We start from the raw sequence: 18,094 nt of genomic DNA on the forward strand, positions 1-18,094 counted from the left end.
GGCCGCACCGACGTGCCGAAGTTCGTCGACTGGTACATGGACGGCAAGATCGAGATCGACCCGATGATCACCCACAAACTGAAGCTGGACGAGATCAACCACGGCTTTGATCTCATGCACGAGGGCAAGTCGATCCGCGCGGTGGTGGAATACTGAACATGGAGGTGCTGGCGGAAAACCGGAGCTTCGACGGCAGGCAGACCGTCTACCGGCATGCCTCGGAGGCCTGCGGCTGCGACATGACCTTCGCGGTCTACCTGCCGCCGCAGGCGGAGCACGGGCCGGTGCCGGTGCTGTGGTACCTCTCGGGGCTGACCTGCACCCATGAGAACGCCATGACCAAGGGCGGCTTCCAGGAGCACGCGGCGCTGCACGGGCTGGCGCTGGTCTTTCCCGACACCAGCCCGCGCGGGCCGGAGGTGGCCGACGATGACGCCTACGACCTGGGGCAGGGGGCGGGGTTCTACGTCAACGCCAAGCGCGACCCGTGGAAGCCGCATTACCGGATGTACGACTACGTGACGCAGGAGCTGCGCGAGATCGTCGCCGGCATCGGCGGCATCGGCGCGCGGCACGGCATCACCGGCCATTCCATGGGCGGGCACGGGGCGCTGACGCTGGCGATGCGCAACCCGCATCTCTACGACAGCCTCTCGGCGTTTTCACCGATCTCGCATCCCACGCGCTCGGACTGGGGGCGCAAGCAGCTCTCGGCCTATCTCGGCGACGACGAGGGCTGCTGGGCGGCGCACGACTCGACGCTGCTGATGGAGGAGCGCGGCTGGAAGGAGGATATCCTGGTCGACCAGGGCGCCTCGGACCAGTTCCTTGAGCTCTTGCAGCCCGAGGCGCTGGCCGAGGCGATGACAAGACGGCGTCAGCCGGGGGTACTGCGGATGCAGCCCGGCTACGACCATTCGTATTTCTTCGTGAATTCGTTTGCCGGCGACCACGTCGCCTGGCACGCAGCCCGGCTTGCCTGAGTGCGGGCCCAGCAGAGGAGACAAGGCATGTATCAAGGAACGCTCGCAGCCGGACTTATTCTGGCCCTGTCGTCGGGGATGGCCCTCGCCGAGGGGGACGCGGCGAAGGGCGAGAAGGTGTTTCGCAAGTGCCAGGCCTGCCACATGGTGGGCGAGGGGGCGGAGAACCGCGTCGGCCCGGTGCTGACCGGCATCGTGGGACGCGAGATCGCCTCCGTGGAAGACTTCGACTATTCCGACGCGCTCAAGGAGCTTGCCGCCGCCGACGGGACATGGACGCCCGAGGAGCTCGCGGCCTTTCTCGAAAAGCCGCGCGATTTCGCCAAGGGCACCAAGATGTCCTTTCCGGGACTGCGCAAGGAAGACGAGCGCGCCGACGTGATCGCCTATCTCGCGAGTTTTGGCGGGGAGAGCTGATCATCGCACGCATTTAGATTTTCGGGTTCGGCGGGAGGAGAAGGAGCGCCGGATCCGGATGACCCGACACGGTCTTCACGTGATGCCGAAAGGCGGCCGGGACGGGGCCACGCGGCGGCAACGCCGTAAATCCAAGGGAGAAGGAAAGATGAAGAGACGGCTGCTTCTATCGTCTGGCGCGCTGCTTTGTGCCGCATCCATGGCGATGGCAAACGACGATCTGATGTCGCAGATGGACAACCCGAGCCAATGGGCGATCCAGACCGGCGACTATGCCAACCAGCGCTATTCCGAGCTGGACAAGATCAACAAGGAGAACGTCGGCGACCTGCAGGTCGCCTGGACCTTCTCGACCGGCGTGCTGCGCGGCCACGAGGGCTCGCCGCTCGTTGTCGGGGACACGATGTACGTGCACACCCCGTTCCCCAACATCGTCTATGCGCTCGACCTGAATGACCAGGGCCGGATCAAGTGGCGCTACGAGCCCAAGCAGGATCCGGACGTGATCCCGGTGATGTGCTGCGACACGGTGAACCGCGGCGTGGCCTATGCCGATGGCAAGATCTTCCTGCACCAGGCCGACACCAAGGTCGTGGCGCTCGACGCCGAGACCGGCGAGGTGAAATGGGAGGTGATGAACGGCGACGCCTCGAAGGGCGAGACCAACACCGCCACGGTGCTGCCGGTCAAGGACAAGATCATCGTCGGCATCTCGGGCGGCGAGTTCGGTGTGCGCGGCCATGTCACCGCCTACAACATGGAGACCGGCGAGCAGGAATGGCGCGCCTGGTCGATGGGCCCGGACGAAGAGATCCTGATGGATCCCGAGAACACCACTCACCTCGGAGAGCCGGTGGGTGCGGACTCGGGGACCAACACCTGGGAGGGCGACCAGTGGATGATCGGCGGCGGCACCACCTGGGGCTGGTATTCCTATGATCCCGAGGCCGACCTGATCTACTACGGCACCGGCAACCCCTCGACCTGGAACCCGGCGCAGCGCCCGGGCGACAACCGCTGGTCGATGACCATCATGGCGCGCGACCCCGACGACGGCATGGCCAAGTGGGTCTACCAGATGACGCCCCATGACGAATGGGACTATGACGGCGTCAACGAGATGATCCTCACCGACCAGGACTTCAACGGCGAGCCGCGCAAGCTGCTGACCCACTTCGACCGGAACGGCATCGGCTATACCATGGACCGGCTGACCGGCGAGCTGCTGGTGGCCGAGAAGTACGACCCGGCGGTGAACTGGACCACCGGCGTCGACATGGATCCGAACTCGGACACCTATGGCCGTCCGGCGGTGGTCGCCGAGTATTCCACCGAGCAGAACGGCGAGGACGTCAACTCGACCGGCATCTGCCCGGCGGCGCTTGGCTCCAAGGACCAGCAGCCGGCGTCCTATTCGCCCAAGACGCAACTCTTCTACGTGCCGACCAACCACGTCTGCATGGACTACGAGCCGTTCCGGGTGAGCTACACCGCCGGTCAGCCCTATGTCGGGGCGACGCTGGCGATGTACCCGGCGCCGGAAAGCCACGGCGGCATGGGCAACTTCATCGCCTGGGACAACATCAACGGCGAGATCAAGTGGTCGCTGCCCGAGCAGTTCTCGGTCTGGTCGGGCGCTCTGGCCACCGCGGGGGACATCGTCTTCTACGGCACGCTCGAGGGCTACCTGAAGGCGGTCGATTCCGAGACGGGCGACGAGCTCTATCGCTTCAAGACCCCCTCGGGGATCATCGGCAACGTGATGACCTACGAGCATGACGGCAAGCAGTACATCGGCATCCTGTCGGGTGTCGGAGGCTGGGCCGGCATCGGTCTCGCGGCCGGTCTGACCAACCCGAACGATGGTCTCGGTGCCGTGGGCGGTTATGCGGCCCTGTCCGACTACACCGCGCTCGGCGGTCAGCTGACGGTCTTTGCGCTCCCGGATTGATCCGCAGCGACCCGAGGCGCCGGCGGGAAACGCATCCCGCCGGCGCATTTCGCAAGAACATCTCACAGAGATCTCCAGGACGTATATGCCATGACCCGAAAGCTCACCCTCCTGACCGCCGCCGGCCTGCTCGCGGGCCTTCCGTTCGCGGGCGCGCTGAGCGCCGCCAACGTCTCCATGGAGGACCCGAATATCGCGGTGGATTACGAGGAAGGCGGTCGCTACTACACCGCGGACGGCGTTCCGACGTTCAACGTCGCCGAGGACGGCACCGTGGACTGGCCGACCTTCTCGGGCTTCCGCCGCTACCACGCCGAGTGCCACGTCTGCCACGGCCCGGACGGCGAGGGATCGACCTACGCGCCGGCGCTGAAGAACTCGGCGATCAACATGGATTACTACGATTTCGTCGAAACCGTGGTGAACGGCCGCAAGAAGGTCGGCGCCTCCGAGAACTCGGTGATGCCCGCCTTCGGCACCAACCCCAATGTCATGTGCTATCTCGACGACATCTACACCTATCTCAAGGCGCATGGGTCCGGGGCCATCGGGCGCGGCCGCCCGGCGAAGAAGGAGGCCAAGAGTGAAACCTTCACAGAGATGGAAGATGCCTGCATGGGCTGAGCCCGCACGGGCCGGCCTGCGGGTCGCGGCGCTGGCGCTGCTTGTCGCCGGCGCGGCGGGCTCGGGGCAGGCGCAGACCTCCGACCTCGTCTCCAAGAGTGCCTTGCGGGTCTGCGCCGATCCCGCCGCCGATCCCATGTCGATGAAGGATGGCTCGGGTTACGAGAACCGGCTCGCCGAGCTCTTTGCCGAAAAGCTCGGGCGGCCGGTGAGCTACACGTGGTTTCCGATGGCCACGGGCTTTATCCGTCAGACGCTGAAGGCCGGCAGGTGCGACGTGGTGATGGGCTATGCGCAGGGCCACGAGCTGGTGCTGAACACCAACCACTACATGACCTCGGCCTACGTTCTGGTGGTGCCCGAGGATGGCCCCCTTGCCGGGGTCACCACGCTGTCGGACCCGGCGCTGCAGGGGCGCAAGCTGGGGGTGATCGCCGGCTCGCCGCCCGCCACCCACATGGCGCGGCACGGGCTGATCGGCAAGGCACGGCCCTATGCGCTGGTCGTTGACCGGCGGGTCGAAAGCCCCGCCAGCGACATGCTCGACGATCTCGCCGCGGGCGAGATCGATGCCGCGGTGCTCTGGGGGCCGATCGGCGGGCCGCTGGTCAAGCGCGACCATCCGGGTCTGAAGGTGACGCCGCTGATAAACGAGGCCGGGGCGCCGAAGCTCTTTTACCGGATCACCATGGGGGTGCGGCAGGGCGAGAAGGTCTGGCAGCGCCAGCTCAACTCGCTGATCCGCCGCAACCAGTCCGAGATCGACGCGCTTTTGACCGAGGCCGGGGTGCCGCTGCTCGACGACATGGGCGCGCGGGCCTTGGACGTGGGGCAGTGATGTCGGGGCCGGGACGCGTCTGGCTGGCGCTGGCGGCGCTGGTCCTTTGCGGTCCGGCGCTCGCGCAGGTGCCCGAGCCCGAGGGCTACCGGATGGAGGAGTACCGCGCGCCGGTGCCCGCCTCTCTGGACGGCGGCACGGTGGTCGATATCGCGCAGGCGCATCGGCTCTGGGAGACAGGCGCGGCGGTTTTCATCGACGTGCTGCCGCGCCCCCCGAAGCCGGACGCGCTGCCCGAGGGCACGGTCTGGCGCGACAAGCCGCGCGACAGCATTCCCGGGGCGATCTGGCTTCCCAACACCGGCTACGGCGCGCTCGGCGCGTCGGAGGAGGCCTATCTGCGCGCGGGGCTCGCGGCGGCCAGCGGCGGCGATCTTGCGCATCCGCTGGTGTTTTTCTGCCTCGCCGACTGCTGGATGAGTTGGAACGCGGCAAAGCGGGCGCTGAGCTATGGCTACGCGTCGGTTTCCTGGCTGCCCGTGGGGACAGACGGGTGGGCCGCGGCGGGATACCCGCTCGAGAGGGTATCGCCGCGGCAGTGACCGGGGCGGTCAGTCACCGGTTGCGAGGATGAAGGCGCCGAAGGCGCGCGGGCCGTCGGCGGTGTCCAATTCGGCGACCACCTCGAGCGATCGCGCGTCGATCAGGCTGAGCGTGTTGTCGAACCAGTTGGCCACGGCGATACGCCCGTCCGAGGTGGCGGCGATGCCCTCGGGGTAGTCGCCCACCGCGAGTTCGGCGAGCGGTTCCAGCGTGTCGAGCGCGATCACGCTGACCGTCCCGGCATACTGGTTGCTGACAAAGGCCCGCCCGGCGGCGAAGGCGACGCCGTAGGGCCGGTCGCCGACGGCGAGGGTCGCCAGCCGCGCCCCCGAGGTGGGGTCGATCACCGTCACATCGTTGCTGCCGACATTGCCGACGAAAAGCCGCCCGTCGGGGGCGAAGCCAAGCCCGAAAGGCCGCGTGCCCACCGGCACCCTGCGGGCAAGCGTCATGGTTTCGGCATCATAGAGGCTCACCCGGTCGGCATCGCGCTCGGCGGCGGCGAGCAGCGCGCCGTCGGGCGACAGCGCCAGCCCGGCGGGGGCGGCACCGGCGGGCAGCTCGGTGATGACCTTCAGCGTTTCGGTCTCGAGCACCCAGAGCCGGGCGTTGTACCAGTCCGACACGTAAAGGCGCGACCGATCCGCGTCCAGCGCGGCGCCCATCGGGCCGCCGTCCAGCACCGCCTTGGCCAGCACCGTGCCCCCTGGCCCATGGCGGCGCACGGTCCTGGCGTCCGGGGCCACGGTGTAGACCGTGCCATCCGGGCCCACCGCCACCCCCGCGGGCTTGCCGGGAACGCTCCAGCGGGCGGTCTCGGCGCCGGTCTCGAGGTCGAGCACCGAGAGCGCATCGCCGTTCTGGCAGGTCACGAAGGCAAGGTCCGCCGCCGCGGAGCCCGCGGCGACGGTCAGCAGCGCGGCGAGCGCCAGCTCAGGAGCCCGGCGCACCGAACCGCTCGACCAGCGCATCGAGCCCGGCCTGGTAGACGCCGGTGACCGCGGCGATGGCGGCCTCGTCGTTCAGCTCGGGGGGCGGGTCGTTGTTGGGATAGCCGCGGTAGAAGGCGCCGCGCCATTCGACCGTGGAGCCGCCACCTTCGCGCGGGAGCACCGTCAGATGCGAGGAGTAGTTGGTCACCGGCAGCACCTCGACCGCGACATCGGTGATCCGGTAGCTGTAGGACATCTTCTCGGCGCTGTACTTGTAGAGCACCTCGTCGATCCTCGGCCCCGAGGCGCCCTGGTCCGACAGATAGAGCGCGCGCGTGGCGTCGATCTCGTTGCCGCCGGTGCCCTCCTGCGAGACCACGGCGGGGTGCCAGCTCATGTCCTGGAAATCGCCGATCGCTCCCCAGACCTCGGCGGGCTCGGCGGCGACATCGGCGGTCACCGTGACCTTCTGCCGGGTCGGCCCGTGCGCCATGGCCGCGGCGGGCATCAGCGCCAGCGCGGCCCCCGCGAGCAGCAGGTTGCGTCTTTTCATCTGGTCTCCTCCCTAAAAATCCCCGTGCGCAGGATGTAGTCCATGCCCCGGCGCCAGCTTTCATCCGTGTTCGAGCGGATATCGACGACCCGTCCCTTGACCGTCTGGCCGCTTTCCACGTCGCGCAGTTGCAGGTTCATCGACAGGATCAGGTTCGAGACTTTCTGAACCTCTCCGACGAGCGCGTAATCGGCCCCGAGCTTGGCGGCCATGCGGGTGTCGCAGCCGTAGCACTTGGCGGGGTTGACGATGCGGTCCAGCTCCTCGGCGACGGGGCCGAGGTCCAGCAGCTCGTAGCCTTCGTCGGCGAACCGCGCGCGCACCATCTCTTCGAGCAGGGTGATGCGGGCCAGCTCGGCCGGGTCCTGGCCAAGTTCGGCGGTCTGCAGCGAGCTGTCGAGGAAGGTGATGCCGAAGAAAGCCACCTTCTCGCCCGCGACGGCGGGGGAGCAGAGCATCAGCGCGAGCAGGAGGGGGCGGGTAAGCATCGCTGCCTTCTTAGAAATTAAGAGTCGCCGACAATCGTGCCGCCGTTACCCTGTGTCTCGCAACCGAACCGAAAGTATCGGTTCACCGCTTCGCCCCGGGAGGGGCAGAGTGGACATGGGGCCCGACGGATGAACGCGGGCATGGAGGAGAACGTGCCGAAGAGTTTTGTCCCGCTGCTGGCCGCGGCTGCGCTTGGCGTCGCCGCCTGCCTCACCGCCCCGGCGGCCCGGGCGGTGGAAGTCCGTGCGGGCGTGCTGCGGGTGGATTACCCGGCGCTGCTGCCGATCTCGCGCTACGACGCCCGGCCCGAGGATCTCGATTTTGCCGGGGCGGTGCTGGCGGACGAGGACAATGCGACCACCGGCGCCTTCCTTGGCCACACCTACGAGACCGAAAGCGCCGCCACCCCGCCCGAGGGGGCCTTGGCGGCGCTCGACGAGATGCTGGCGAAGGGCATCCGCTACGTGGTGGTGGATGCGCAGGCCGGCGACCTGCTGGCGCTCGCCGATCGCGCGGCGGAGATGGGGGCGCTGGTGCTCAATGCCTCGGCGCCCGACATGGCGCTGCGCGGCGCCGAGTGCCGGGCGAACCTTCTGCACATCGCGCCGTCCTTTGCGATGAAGGCCGACGCCATCGCGCAATTCGCCGTCTGGAAGAAATGGCCGCGCTGGCTGCTGGTGAGCGGCTCCAACCCCGAGGACCGGGCGCTGGCCGAGGCCTACCGCCGCGCCGCCACGAAGTTCGGCGCCAGGATCGTCGAAGAGCGCGAGTTCGAGGACACCGGCGGGGCGCGGCGCACCGACACCGGCCATGCGATGGTGCAGCGCCAGCTGCCGACCTTCCTGCAGCGCACCAAGGAGCATGACCTCGTCATCGCCGCCGACGCCACCGACTATTTCGCCGCCTACCTGCCCTATCACCTCTGGACACCGCGCCCGGTCATGGGCAGCGCCGGGCTGCGCCCCGTGACCATGCACGGCGCCCATGAGGCCTGGGGCGCGACGCAGTTTCAGACCCGCTTCGAGAAGCTCGCCCGCCGCCATGTGACCGAAGAGGATTACAACACCTGGCTGGCGCTGCGCGTGCTCGGCGAGGCGGTGACCCGCACCGGCAGCAACGATCCCGCCGAGCTGGAGAAGTATATCCTGTCGGACGCCTTCGAACTGGCTGCCTTCAAGGGGCAGAAGGTGACCTTCCGCGACTGGAACGGCCAGCTGCGCCAGCCGATCCTGCTCTATGACGACCGCATCACCGTCAGCGTCAGCCCGCAAGAGGGCTTCCTGCACCAGGTCTCGCCGCTCGACACGCTGGGGCTCGACCGTCCCGAGTCGAGCTGCACGGCCTTCCAATGAGGACTCCGATGAAATCTCTCATGCTCTCCACCGCGCTCTGCCTTGCCGCTTCGGGCGCTCTGGCCGGAAAGGCCTTTGTCTCGAACGAGCGCGGCAATACGATCACCGTGCTCGACACCGAAAGCTGGGAGGTGATCACCGAGTTCGAGGGCGGCAACCGGCCGCGCGGCATCACCCTCTCGCCCGACGGAAAGCTCTTGTATGTCTGCGCCTCGGATGACGACACGGTGCGGGTTTTCGATACCGAGACCTACGAGGAGCTTTACACGCTGCCCTCCGGGCCGGACCCGGAGCTCTTCGTGCTCGATCGCTCGGGCAGCCCGCTCTACATCGCCAATGAGGATGACAACCTCGTCACGGTGACCGACACGCAGACCCATTCCATCCTTGCCGAGGTGCCGGTGGGGGTCGAGCCCGAGGGGATGGCGATCTCGCCCGACCACAAGTGGGTGGTGAACACCTCGGAAACCACGAACATGGCGCATTTCATCTCGACCGAGGATTACAAGATCAAGCACAATATCCTCGTCGACCAGCGCCCGCGCTACGCCGAATACACCGCCGACGGCGCGCGGCTTTTCGTCAGCGCCGAGATCGGCGGCACGGTCAGCGTCATCGATATCGCCGAAGACGGCACGCCGACGCTGAAGCAGAAGATCGGCTTCGAGGTGCCCGGTGTGCTGCCCGAGTGGCTGCAACCTGTGGGGATCAGGGCGACCTCGGACGGCAGTCGCATCTTCGTGGCATTGGGGCCCGCCAACCGCGTGGCGGTGATTGACGGGACAAGCCTCGAGGTTGTGGACTATATCATGGTGGGGCAGCGGGTCTGGCAAATGGCCTTTACCCCCGGCGAGGAGTTCCTGGTGACCACCAACGGCAATTCCAACGACATCACGGTGATCGACGTGGCCGCGGAAAAGGCGATCAAGTCGGTCCAGGTGGGGCAACAGCCCTGGGGCGTGGCGATCACGCCGAACTGAACGGCAAGGGGAGACGAGGCTGATGAAGGGATTTCTGACCGCGCTGGTGCTGGGCTGTGCCGCCGCGCTTCCGGCCGCCGCGCAGGACCTGCCGGTGGTCCGCGCCGCGGTGCTGAAAATCGGCACGGTGAACTGGGAGCTGGAGACGATCACCGCGAACGGCTTCGACACCGCGCATGGCTTCAAGCTCGAGATGGTGCCCTATGCCGACAATGGCGCCACCCGCATCGCGGTCGAGGGCGGCGAGGCGGACATGGCGGTGGCCGACTGGATCTGGGTCGCCCGCCAGCGCGCCGAGGGCAAGGACTACGTGGTGATCCCCTATTCCCGCGCGGTGGGCGGGCTGCTCGTGCCGGGCGGCTCGGACGCCGAGACGCTGGCCGATCTCAGGGGCGGCAAGATCGGCATCGCCGGCGGGCCGCTCGACAAGTCGTGGCTGATCCTGCGCGCCTACGCGAGCCAGGAGTACGGCATGGACCTGAAGGCCGAGACCGAGCAGGTCTTCGGCGCGCCGCCGCTGATCTTCAAGTCCGGGCTTTCGGGGGACTACGCCGGGGCGATCAACTTCTGGCACTTCCTTGCCAAGATGAAGGCGGCGGGGATGCGCGAGCTGATCTCGGTGGAGCGTGCCGCAGAGGCGCTTGGGCTCGATCCCGACGTGCCGCTGCTGGGGTATTACTTCAAGCAAGGCTTCCTTGCCGACCACGAGGGACTGGCGCAGGCCTTCTACGAGGCGAGCCGCGACGCCAAGGCGCTGCTGGCCGAGGATGCCGCCGCCTGGGAGGCGCTGCGCCCGCAGATGAACGCCGCGAGCGACGCGCAGTTCGAGCAGCTTCGCGGCGACTGGCTGGCCGGGGTGCCGCAGCGCGGGCCGGTGGATGCCGCGGCGGCGGACAAGCTCTTGTCGCTGATGGCCGAGCTTGGCGGTGCCGAGCTGGTGGGGCAGGCGGACCACGTGCCGGACGGGCTCTTCGCGGAGGTGCAATGAGCCCGAACATCCGACCCGAGGACGGGCGCGTCGTGCCTCTGCACCCCAAGCTCGCTGACCCGGGTGCGGTGCGCGTCGAGATCCGCTCGAAGTGTTTCGGCGGGACCGAGGTGCTGTGTAATGTGCATTTCACCGTCTCGCGCGGCGAGACCGTGGCGCTGCTGGGACCGTCGGGCATCGGCAAGTCGACCCTGCTGCGCATCGTCGCCGGGCTCGACCCCGAGTTCGAGGGCGAGATCACCCGCCCCACGCATATGGCCATGGTCTTTCAGGAGCCGACGCTGATGCCCTGGCGCAGCGCCCTGCAGAACCTGACGCTGGTGCACCCCGAGCTGAGCGAGGGGGATGCCCGCGCGGCGCTCGACCGGGTCGGGCTGAAGGGGCGCCACGATGCCTACCCGCGCAGCCTTTCGCTCGGGCAGCAGCGTCGCCTCGCGCTGGCGCGGGCCTTTGCCGGGCGGCTCGACATGCTGGTGATGGACGAACCCTTCGTCTCGCTCGATCCCGAGCTTGCCGAAGCGATGCTGGCGCTCACAGAGGAGCTGATCACCGAGCTGCGCCCGGCGGTGCTCTTCGTCACCCACGCCCGCATCGAAGCCGAACGATTGGCCAGCCGCATCCTGCACCTGCAGGGTCAGCCCGCCACACTGACCCCGCATCTGGTCTGAAGGAGGAGATCCGACCATGAAACCCACCCTGATCGCCGCCGCGCTCGTCGCGCTGGCGCTGCCCGCGGCTGCGCATGAGTACGGCTTTGCCGGCATCCTGTCGCACGAGAACTCCGAGGAAATGCCCGAGATCACCCTTTCGGTCGGCAAACCGCTGGCCGAGGGGCCGATCACGCTGAAGTCGGGCATGGTCTACGAGCTGGAAATCATCGCCGACGGCTCGGGCGAGCTGGGCCTCGAAGGGCCGGGCTTCTTCCGCGCGATCTGGGTCAACGAGGTGGTGGTGAACGGGCTCGAGATCCGGCCCTACGGGCTCGAGAGCGTCGAGTTCGATCAGGCCGGCGAGATGGAGATCGAGTTTCTCGCCATCAAGCCGGGGCAATATCACCTGAAAATCCCCGGCTCCACCGGCGAGAGCCAGCGCGTCGAAATCACCATCCAGTAACCCTTTGGTTGAGTAAAGGGCGGGCGGTGCAATTTGCCTGCCCGCCGTGCCGATGCTAGGTTTTCCGCATCTTGCGGGAGGGCGTGGAATGACGGGCAGGCTTGGTCTTCTTGCGATCGCCCTCGCGATGCTCGCGGGCACCGCGCAGGCGGAGGATCCCACGCGCCGCGCCGAACGTCTGGAGCCCTTGGCGCTGCGTGCCGCCGAGGGGTTCTCGGTCACCCGCTACGAGATCGAGACCGGGGTCTACTATCGCTGGCGCATCGAGAGCGACGGGCTCGAGGAGTACAAGCTGCTCGCCCCGGAGCTGTTCCGCGAGAGCTGGATCGATCAGGTCGTGATCGAGGACAGGGAGGTGAAGCCCTACGGGCTGCACGCCGTGGAATTCGACGATGCGGGCGAGATCGACATCTGGTTCATTCCGCAGCGGCCCGGTGAGTACCCCTTCCACATAGAGGGGCTCGACACCCAGGGCTTCCGCGGCGTGATGGTGGTGAAATGAGGCGGGCGGCGGGGCTGGGGCTCGTGCTGCTGATGCTCGGCGGGAGCGGGGCCCTTGCCCAGCCCGCCGCGCCGGTCTGCAGCGCGCTCGAGACCCGCCTGTCGCAATCCCGCGCCGCGCTCGAGGGGCGCGTTCTGAACGAGGCGCTGTTCGAGGCGGCGGCGCTCGACTGTCCCGAGACCGCTCGCCGGCTCTTGCAGCAGGGCGCCTCGGTCGAGGCGCGCAACAGGGTCGGCGGAACCCCCCTCAACATCGCCGCGGCGCGCGGCGCGCGCGAGATCGCGGCGGAGCTGCTGGCGCGGGGGGCGGATATCGACCATGCCACCCTCGGCGGCGTCACGCCCCTGCTCGGCGCCGTGCAGGAGGGGCGGCGGCGCATGGTGGCGCAGCTCATCGAGGCCGGGGCGGAGGTGAACCTTGCCAGCCGCGAGGGGGTGACGCCGGTGATGGCGGCGGCCTTCGATGGCGATGCACGGATGCTTTCGATGCTGCTCGACGCCGGGGGCGATCCAAAGGCCGAGGACCGTCGCGGCAAGGGGGCGCTGACCTATGCGGCCGGCCGGGCCTTTGCCGGCATTGTCGCGGCGCTTCTGGAAGCGGGAGCCGAGGCCGACCGGGTGTGGGGCCACGATCTGACCGCGCTGATGTGGGCGGCGGGCCATGCCAATGACGCGCCTGCGCCGGACGGGGTCGAGACCGCGCGGGTTCTGCTGGCGGCGGGCGCGCGGATCGACCGGCAGGACGACCGGGGGCGCACCGCGCTGATGATCGCCGCCGAGCGCGGCCACGCGCAGATGGTGGCTTTCCTGCTGGACGCGGGGGCCGATCCCGAGCGGCGCGACGGGCAGGGCAAGCGCGCGGCCGACCTTGCCGCCGGGAGCGAGATCGCCGCCCTGCTCGGGCGCTGAGCCGGGCTAGCGGATCACGAGGCTGGCGAGGTAGCGCGACATCGCCTCGATCGTCGGCGCGTCGTATTGCTTCATGAGGTTGGCCATGTCGGGCGCATTCATCCGCACCTCGTTCTTGAAGTCGTGCATGGTCTTCGACAGGTAGCCCGCCTGCTGACCGGCCAGCCGGGGAATGCGGCTGTCGCCCTGCCACTTTCCGTGACAGGCGCTGCACTGGCCGGCGGTGAAGGCCGTGTTTGCGAGCGCCTCGTCGCCGTCCTGGGCCTGCGAGGGGATCGCGGGCCAGGTCTGCGCGGCAAAATGCTCGGCGAGCTGCTTGGCCTGGTCCTTGTCGTAGTCGGCGGCGATGCCGGTCATGATCTCGTTCTCGCGGCGCCCGGCGGCGTAATCGCGCAGCTGTGTGTAGATGTAGAAATACTGCTGGCCCCAGATCGCCGGGTAGTCCGGGTCGACCGGGACGCCGTCCTCGCCATGGCAGCCGGTGCAGATCGCCACCTCGTCGTCGAGCACGAAGCCGTCCTTGGCGCTGGCGGGGGGGGCGAGGGCCGTGGCGGCCAGGAGCACGAGCAGCCGCGCGGAGCGCAATGTCATGATGGGGTCTCCCTGAAGAATGGGGGCGGACCCGGAGCCCGCCCCGATGTCAGCACCTGCGCCTTGCCTCAGTCGGCAAGCGTGAAGGCGATGATGTTGTTGCCGCGCTTGTAGTTGAGCTGGGAGTTCCCGCCCGCGGCGACGACGATGTACTGCTGGCCCTCGACCGTGTAGCTCGATGGCGGGGCGTTGACGCCCGCCCCGGCCTGGAAGCGCCAGAGCTCGCCGCCATTGGAGCTGTCATACGCCTTGAAGAGCCCGTTGCCCTCGCCGGTGAAGACGAGCCCGCCGGCGGTGGCCAGCACCCCGCCGATCATCGGCTCTGCAGTGCGCACCTGCCAGGCGATGTCGCCGGTGTTGTAGTCCACCGCGGTGATATTGCCCCATTGCGCTTCGTCGGGGATCACGTCGAAAGAGCCGCCGAGCCAGATCTTGCCCTCGGGGTAGGGGGTCGAGCGCACCGTGTAGGTCATCGGCTGGTGCAGGTTGATCGCGTAGGTCAGATGCAGGTCGGGATCGATTGCCATGGGCGACCACTCGACGCCGCCATTGGCGCCGGGTAGCATCCGCGCCCCCTCGGCGGTGGGCAGGGTCCACATGTCTTCTTGCGGGACCATCGCCTCGGAGAAGCGGATCAGCGAACAATCGTCGGCCTTGTGCACGTAGACATGGCCGGTCTTGCCGCCGTGCAGGATGCCCTTCACCTCGTTGCCCGCGTCATCCCTCACCGTGGTGATGATCGGCGGCGAGACCGCGTCGAGGTCCCAGACGTCATGCGCGATGTATTGGAAGTGGCAGATGTACTCGCCGGTATCGAGATCCACCGACACGAGACTGTCGGTATAGAGGTTGTCGCCCGGGCGCAGGCTGCCGTCGAGGTCGGGCGAGGGGTTGCCCACCACGAAGTAGATGCGCCGTTCGGCGAGATCGACCGCAGGGTTCTGCCAGACGCCGCCGCCCAGCGTCTCGTAGGGATCGCCCATGCTTTCGAGCGCGGCTTTCTCGGCCTCGATGTCGCGGTGCATGTCGCGGCCGGTGGCGTCATGCGTCGCCCAGACCCCGACCGAATCTTCGGGCACGGTGTTGAAGGTCCAGATCAGCTCTCCGGTTTCGGTGTCGAAGGCCTTCACGAAGCCGCGGATGCCGTATTCGCCGCCGTTCGTGCCGATCAGCACCATGTTCTCGACCACAGAGGGCGCCATGGTCTCGGAATAGCCGAGCTCGGCGTCGGCGATCTGCGTCTCCCAGAGCTGCTTGCCGGTCTTGGCGTCGAGCGCGACCAGCTTGGCATCCAGCGTGCCCATGAAGACCTTGTCGCCGGCGACCGCCACGCCGCGGTTGTTGGGCCCGCAACAATAGGTGGTGACCGGGCCCATCGAGTGCTTGTGGTGCCAGATCTGCGCCCCGGTCCGCGCGTCAAGCGCGTAGACCTCGTTGAAGGCGGTGGTGATGTACATCACCCCGTTCACCACGATCGGCGAGGTTTCCATCGAATCGACGATGTCGGTCTGGAAAATCCACGCCGGGCGCAGGCTCCGGACATTGCCGGTATTGATCTGGCTTGCGGGGTAGTAGCGCGTCTGCGCGTAGTTGCCGTTGGTGTGCAGAAAGTTGTTGCCGTCGCCCGCGGCCCTCGAAAGCATGCTTTGCGTCACCGACTGCAAGTCGCCGTAAAGCGTGCTCGCCGAGGTTTCGTCTTGAGCATGTGCGGAGCCAGAGGCAATCAGCGCCGCCAGGCAACTGGCGGCGAGTGTCGACCAATCACGCATAACCATATCCTCCCAAGGTTTGCGTTGTAGATCTTTGTTAGCTTACGTAGGGTAAACCAAATGTGTTTAGAAAAATAGCACAGTCTCATGCGGCCGAGTTCGATCCCCAGTTTGCTCATTCGGGCCGCGTTCCTCGCCGCGGTGGCGGGGCCGGTCTGCGCCCAGTCGGGAAGGGAACCGGGTATGGGAACGGGCAGGGCGACCGGAATGGCGATTGTCTCGGATGAGCGCGGCGACACGCTGAGCATTCTCTCGCCCGACCTGAAACTGGTGCGCACCATCGAGACCTGTGCCCGCCCGCGCGGCGTGCATTTCAGCGCCGATCATGCGTCGTTCTACGTAGGCTGCGCCGATGACGACACGATCGCCATCTACGACACCGCCTCGCTCGAGCTCACCGGGCGCATCCGCGGCGTCCCCGCCCCCGAGACCTTCGATCTGCACCCCGACGGGCGGCGGCTGATCGTGTCGAACGAGGAGGACGCCACGGCCTCGGTCATCGACATCGAGACCGGCGAGCTTTTGGCGGAATATCTCACCGGCGAGGAGCCCGAGGGGGTGCAGGTCACCCCCGACGGGCGGCTGGTCTTCGTCGCCTCAGAGGCCGCCAATCTCGTGCATGTGATCGATCTGGAGGCGGAGGCGGTGATCGCCGACATCCTCGTCGACACGCGGCCCCGCCGCTTCGCGCTGACCCCCGATGGCAAGGAGCTTTGGGTCTCGGCGGAGCTCGCCGGCATCGTCGACATCATCGACGTCGAGACGCTGAAGCTGGTCGGCGACGTTCCCTTCCTGCCCACGGGGTTCCGCGCCGAGCAGGTGACGCCGGTGGATCTCGAGATCTCCGCCGACGGGCAGCGCGCTTACGTGGCGCTCGGGCGGGCCAATCACGTGGCGGTGGTGGACGTGCCGAAGCGCAAGGTGATCGACTACATCCTGGTTGGCAGCCGTGCCTGGGGGCTGGCGCTGACCGCGGACCAGTCGCGGCTCTACGTGGCCAATGGCCTGTCGGACGATGTCACGGTGATCGACACCCGCAGCCTCAGGGCGCTGACCTCGATCCCGGTCGGCCGCGTGCCCTATGACATTCTCATCGATGATCGCTAGGGCGCTGCTGCTGCTGCTGCTTCTGCTCTCGGGCCCGCTGGCGGCACAGGAGGCGGTGCGGCTTGTCTACCTCGGCCTCGCGGCGGATCCCTATTACGCGCCGCAGCCGCTCTACACCGGCCTGTCGCTGCGCGACCACCACCGCCCGCTGGAGGGGCTGCACCTGGGGTTGCGCGACACCCGCGTGCTGGGGCGGGCGCTGGGACTCGGCTTCGAGCTCGCGGAGGTGACCGCCGCGGCCGAGGACCTGCCGCAGGCGCTGGCGGCAATCGAGGAGAGCCGGCCCGTGGCGATTCTCATGGATCTGCCGCCCGAGGACATGGCGGCGGCGCTCCGCGCGGCCGCGCCGGAGACGCTCTTCGTGAACATCCGCGACCGCGGCGACCGCTGGCGCCGCGAGGGCTGCGCGGCCAACCTGCTGCACACGATGCCCTCGGACTCGATGCTGAGCGACGCGCTGGCGCAATACCTGAGGGCGCGCAACTGGACCGAGGTGCTCTTGGTGCACGGCACGACGCCGGCCGACGAGGACCAGCTGCGCGCGGCACGGGGCTCGGCGGCCAAGTTCGGGCTGCGGATCGTGGCCGAACGCGCCTTCGAACTGAGCAACGATCCGCGCCAGCGCGCGCGCAGCAATATCGCCCTGCTGACCGGGGATGCGCGCTACGACGTGGTCTGGCTGGTGGATGATCTGGGCGACTTCGGCCGCGTCCTGCCCTATGCCACCTACGCGCCGCGCCCGGTCGTCGGCTCCGAGGGGCTGGTGCCGCGCGCCTGGCACTGGACCTTCGAGCGCTACGGCGCCCCGCAGCTCAACCAGCGCTTCCGCCGTCTCGCGGGGCGCGACATGTCCTCGGAGGACTGGGCGGCCTGGGCCGCGGTGAAAGCGCTCGCCGAGGCGGCGGTGCAGGCCGGCTCCGCCGGGCGGGAGGAGCTGCGCGCGGCGCTGCGAGCGCCGGATCTGTCGGTGGATCTCTACAAGGGGGTGCGCGGCAACTTCCGGCCCTGGAACGGGCAGATGCGGCAGCCGCTGCTTCTGGCCACCTCGAATGCGGTCATCGCGGTGGCCCCGGTCGAGGGGTTCGCCCATGAGACCGACACGCTCGACACGCTCGGCCAGGACCGTACTGAAAGCGCCTGCGCGCGCTGAAAGACTCGATCGGAGGCAGCGATGGGTCGATGCCTCGGGCGCAAAGGAAGGCGAGTCTGCCGCACACTCCCCTCATCGTTGTTACCGATGACGATCGGACCACAAGATATGGTTGAGGACATCGGTCTCGACCCAGGCGAAGGCAGCGAAAGCGGCCCTCCATACCGAAAATAGTCCAGTAACATTTTGATATTGCTAGTTTTTGGAAGAAACTCGCAAAAACTTCCGTCTCTTCGGAAAAATCCGCTTGCAGGCCCCGGGGGGTATCCGTAAAAGGCCCCTCACCGGCGGCGCTGAGGCGCAC

20 protein-coding genes and 1 pseudogene are annotated in these 18,094 nt (G+C 67.8%); 16 read left to right on the forward strand and 5 right to left on the reverse strand.

Going from position 1 to position 18,094, the window contains the following annotated elements:
* The 7 genes and pseudogenes from G0D83_RS24530 to G0D83_RS24560 form a co-directional block, all read left to right on the forward strand.
* A pseudogene (locus G0D83_RS24530) lies at positions 1-156 on the forward strand (S-(hydroxymethyl)glutathione dehydrogenase); the annotation flags it as partial.
* Between the two features lie 2 nt (positions 157-158).
* A complete protein-coding gene (fghA, locus tag G0D83_RS24535) occupies positions 159-983 on the forward strand; it encodes an S-formylglutathione hydrolase (RefSeq protein ID WP_164197199.1) in 825 nt (274 codons plus the stop codon).
* A 27-nt stretch (positions 984-1,010) separates the two neighbouring features.
* The gene (locus tag G0D83_RS24540) at positions 1,011-1,400 is read left to right on the forward strand and encodes a cytochrome c family protein (protein WP_164197200.1); all 390 of its coding nucleotides are present in this window, start codon (positions 1,011-1,013) and stop codon (positions 1,398-1,400) included.
* Positions 1,401-1,548: 148 nt separating this feature from the next.
* Positions 1,549-3,351, forward strand: a complete 1,803-nt coding sequence (locus G0D83_RS24545) for a methanol/ethanol family PQQ-dependent dehydrogenase (RefSeq protein ID WP_164197201.1) — start codon at positions 1,549-1,551, stop codon at positions 3,349-3,351.
* A 90-nt stretch (positions 3,352-3,441) separates the two neighbouring features.
* Entirely contained in the window at positions 3,442-3,975 is a 534-nt protein-coding gene (locus G0D83_RS24550; protein WP_164197202.1) for a c-type cytochrome, methanol metabolism-related, read from the forward strand.
* Positions 3,959-4,813: a substrate-binding domain-containing protein gene (locus tag G0D83_RS24555; protein WP_164197203.1), complete on the forward strand. Its 855-nt coding sequence runs from the start codon at positions 3,959-3,961 to the stop codon at positions 4,811-4,813. The genes G0D83_RS24550 and G0D83_RS24555 overlap by 17 nt, the downstream gene beginning before the upstream one ends.
* A complete protein-coding gene (locus G0D83_RS24560) occupies positions 4,813-5,355 on the forward strand; it encodes a PQQ-dependent catabolism-associated CXXCW motif protein (RefSeq protein WP_164197204.1) in 543 nt (180 codons plus the stop codon). The genes G0D83_RS24555 and G0D83_RS24560 overlap by 1 nt, the downstream gene beginning before the upstream one ends.
* Positions 5,356-5,364: 9 nt before the next feature.
* Here the strand turns inward: G0D83_RS24560 and G0D83_RS24565 are convergent, their stop codons facing one another.
* The 3 genes from G0D83_RS24565 to G0D83_RS24575 are packed head-to-tail and all read right to left on the reverse strand — an operon-like array spanning position 5,365 to position 7,329.
* On the reverse strand, positions 5,365-6,327 hold the full coding sequence (locus G0D83_RS24565; RefSeq protein WP_164197205.1) for a YncE family protein: 963 nt from the start codon (positions 6,325-6,327) through the stop codon (positions 5,365-5,367).
* Positions 6,290-6,841, reverse strand: a complete 552-nt coding sequence (locus tag G0D83_RS24570) for an SRPBCC family protein (RefSeq protein WP_164197206.1) — start codon at positions 6,839-6,841, stop codon at positions 6,290-6,292. The genes G0D83_RS24565 and G0D83_RS24570 overlap by 38 nt, the downstream gene beginning before the upstream one ends.
* On the reverse strand, positions 6,838-7,329 hold the full coding sequence (locus tag G0D83_RS24575; RefSeq protein ID WP_164197207.1) for a DUF3280 domain-containing protein: 492 nt from the start codon (positions 7,327-7,329) through the stop codon (positions 6,838-6,840). Before G0D83_RS24575 ends, G0D83_RS24570 begins: the two co-directional genes overlap by 4 nt.
* 129 nt (positions 7,330-7,458) lie before the next feature.
* Between G0D83_RS24575 and G0D83_RS24580 the strand changes: the two genes are divergently transcribed.
* From G0D83_RS24580 to G0D83_RS24610, 7 genes are all read left to right on the forward strand, one after another.
* On the forward strand, positions 7,459-8,682 hold the full coding sequence (locus G0D83_RS24580; protein ID WP_235958186.1) for an ABC transporter substrate-binding protein: 1,224 nt from the start codon (positions 7,459-7,461) through the stop codon (positions 8,680-8,682).
* An 8-nt stretch (positions 8,683-8,690) separates the two neighbouring features.
* A complete protein-coding gene (locus G0D83_RS24585; protein ID WP_164197208.1) occupies positions 8,691-9,662 on the forward strand; it encodes a YVTN family beta-propeller repeat protein in 972 nt (323 codons plus the stop codon).
* Between the two features lie 22 nt (positions 9,663-9,684).
* The gene (locus G0D83_RS24590) at positions 9,685-10,650 is read left to right on the forward strand and encodes an ABC transporter substrate-binding protein (protein WP_164197209.1); all 966 of its coding nucleotides are present in this window, start codon (positions 9,685-9,687) and stop codon (positions 10,648-10,650) included.
* The gene (locus tag G0D83_RS24595) at positions 10,647-11,318 is read left to right on the forward strand and encodes an ABC transporter ATP-binding protein (protein ID WP_164197210.1); all 672 of its coding nucleotides are present in this window, start codon (positions 10,647-10,649) and stop codon (positions 11,316-11,318) included. Before G0D83_RS24590 ends, G0D83_RS24595 begins: the two co-directional genes overlap by 4 nt.
* Before the next feature lie 16 nt (positions 11,319-11,334).
* Positions 11,335-11,763, forward strand: a complete 429-nt coding sequence (locus G0D83_RS24600; protein ID WP_164197211.1) for a hypothetical protein — start codon at positions 11,335-11,337, stop codon at positions 11,761-11,763.
* Positions 11,764-11,851: 88 nt separating this feature from the next.
* Positions 11,852-12,265 (forward strand): hypothetical protein, encoded by a 414-nt coding sequence (locus G0D83_RS24605; RefSeq protein WP_164197212.1) that lies wholly within the window; start codon positions 11,852-11,854, stop codon positions 12,263-12,265.
* Positions 12,262-13,173 carry an ankyrin repeat domain-containing protein gene (locus G0D83_RS24610; RefSeq protein WP_164197213.1) on the forward strand — a complete coding sequence of 304 codons (912 nt, stop codon included), beginning with the start codon at positions 12,262-12,264 and terminating at the stop codon, positions 13,171-13,173. The genes G0D83_RS24605 and G0D83_RS24610 overlap by 4 nt, the downstream gene beginning before the upstream one ends.
* A 6-nt stretch (positions 13,174-13,179) precedes the next feature.
* On the opposite strand, the gene G0D83_RS24615 is transcribed toward G0D83_RS24610, so the two are convergent.
* Together G0D83_RS24615 and G0D83_RS24620 are read right to left on the reverse strand one after the other, a co-directional pair.
* Entirely contained in the window at positions 13,180-13,764 is a 585-nt protein-coding gene (locus G0D83_RS24615; RefSeq protein WP_164197214.1) for a cytochrome c4, read from the reverse strand.
* Between the two features lie 68 nt (positions 13,765-13,832).
* The gene (locus tag G0D83_RS24620; protein WP_203595089.1) at positions 13,833-15,533 is read right to left on the reverse strand and encodes a PQQ-binding-like beta-propeller repeat protein; all 1,701 of its coding nucleotides are present in this window, start codon (positions 15,531-15,533) and stop codon (positions 13,833-13,835) included.
* Positions 15,534-15,740: 207 nt separating this feature from the next.
* Between G0D83_RS24620 and G0D83_RS24625 the strand changes: the two genes are divergently transcribed.
* Positions 15,741-16,640, forward strand: a complete 900-nt coding sequence (locus tag G0D83_RS24625; protein WP_203595090.1) for a PQQ-dependent catabolism-associated beta-propeller protein — start codon at positions 15,741-15,743, stop codon at positions 16,638-16,640.
* Positions 16,630-17,790, forward strand: coding sequence for an ABC transporter substrate-binding protein (locus G0D83_RS24630; RefSeq protein WP_164197217.1), 1,161 nt, complete (start codon positions 16,630-16,632; stop codon positions 17,788-17,790). The genes G0D83_RS24625 and G0D83_RS24630 overlap by 11 nt, the downstream gene beginning before the upstream one ends.
* Positions 17,791-18,094: the final 304 nt, after the last annotated feature.

The organism is Salipiger sp. PrR003 (genome assembly GCF_010500785.1).
GTDB lineage: Bacteria > Pseudomonadota > Alphaproteobacteria > Rhodobacterales > Rhodobacteraceae > Salipiger > Salipiger pacificus_A.

What these genes read in the sequence shown, in the direction of transcription:
- fghA (WP_164197199.1), top strand. Translation starts at nt 159, where the DNA reads ATGGAGGTGCTGGCGGAAAACCGGAGCTTCGACGGCAGGCAGACCGTC.
- G0D83_RS24540 (WP_164197200.1), top strand. Translation starts at nt 1,011, where the DNA reads ATGTATCAAGGAACGCTCGCAGCCGGACTTATTCTGGCCCTGTCGTCG.
- G0D83_RS24545 (WP_164197201.1), top strand. Translation starts at nt 1,549, where the DNA reads ATGAAGAGACGGCTGCTTCTATCGTCTGGCGCGCTGCTTTGTGCCGCA.
- G0D83_RS24550 (WP_164197202.1), top strand. Translation starts at nt 3,442, where the DNA reads ATGACCCGAAAGCTCACCCTCCTGACCGCCGCCGGCCTGCTCGCGGGC.
- G0D83_RS24555 (WP_164197203.1), top strand. Translation starts at nt 3,959, where the DNA reads ATGCCTGCATGGGCTGAGCCCGCACGGGCCGGCCTGCGGGTCGCGGCG.
- G0D83_RS24560 (WP_164197204.1), top strand. Translation starts at nt 4,813, where the DNA reads ATGTCGGGGCCGGGACGCGTCTGGCTGGCGCTGGCGGCGCTGGTCCTT.
- G0D83_RS24565 (WP_164197205.1), bottom strand. Translation starts at nt 6,327, where the DNA reads ATGCGCTGGTCGAGCGGTTCGGTGCGCCGGGCTCCTGAGCTGGCGCTC.
- G0D83_RS24570 (WP_164197206.1), bottom strand. Translation starts at nt 6,841, where the DNA reads ATGAAAAGACGCAACCTGCTGCTCGCGGGGGCCGCGCTGGCGCTGATG.
- G0D83_RS24575 (WP_164197207.1), bottom strand. Translation starts at nt 7,329, where the DNA reads ATGCTTACCCGCCCCCTCCTGCTCGCGCTGATGCTCTGCTCCCCCGCC.
- G0D83_RS24580 (WP_235958186.1), top strand. Translation starts at nt 7,459, where the DNA reads ATGAACGCGGGCATGGAGGAGAACGTGCCGAAGAGTTTTGTCCCGCTG.
- G0D83_RS24585 (WP_164197208.1), top strand. Translation starts at nt 8,691, where the DNA reads ATGAAATCTCTCATGCTCTCCACCGCGCTCTGCCTTGCCGCTTCGGGC.
- G0D83_RS24590 (WP_164197209.1), top strand. Translation starts at nt 9,685, where the DNA reads ATGAAGGGATTTCTGACCGCGCTGGTGCTGGGCTGTGCCGCCGCGCTT.
- G0D83_RS24595 (WP_164197210.1), top strand. Translation starts at nt 10,647, where the DNA reads ATGAGCCCGAACATCCGACCCGAGGACGGGCGCGTCGTGCCTCTGCAC.
- G0D83_RS24600 (WP_164197211.1), top strand. Translation starts at nt 11,335, where the DNA reads ATGAAACCCACCCTGATCGCCGCCGCGCTCGTCGCGCTGGCGCTGCCC.
- G0D83_RS24605 (WP_164197212.1), top strand. Translation starts at nt 11,852, where the DNA reads ATGACGGGCAGGCTTGGTCTTCTTGCGATCGCCCTCGCGATGCTCGCG.
- G0D83_RS24610 (WP_164197213.1), top strand. Translation starts at nt 12,262, where the DNA reads ATGAGGCGGGCGGCGGGGCTGGGGCTCGTGCTGCTGATGCTCGGCGGG.
- G0D83_RS24615 (WP_164197214.1), bottom strand. Translation starts at nt 13,764, where the DNA reads ATGACATTGCGCTCCGCGCGGCTGCTCGTGCTCCTGGCCGCCACGGCC.
- G0D83_RS24620 (WP_203595089.1), bottom strand. Translation starts at nt 15,533, where the DNA reads ATGCGTGATTGGTCGACACTCGCCGCCAGTTGCCTGGCGGCGCTGATT.
- G0D83_RS24625 (WP_203595090.1), top strand. Translation starts at nt 15,741, where the DNA reads ATGGCGATTGTCTCGGATGAGCGCGGCGACACGCTGAGCATTCTCTCG.
- G0D83_RS24630 (WP_164197217.1), top strand. Translation starts at nt 16,630, where the DNA reads ATGATCGCTAGGGCGCTGCTGCTGCTGCTGCTTCTGCTCTCGGGCCCG.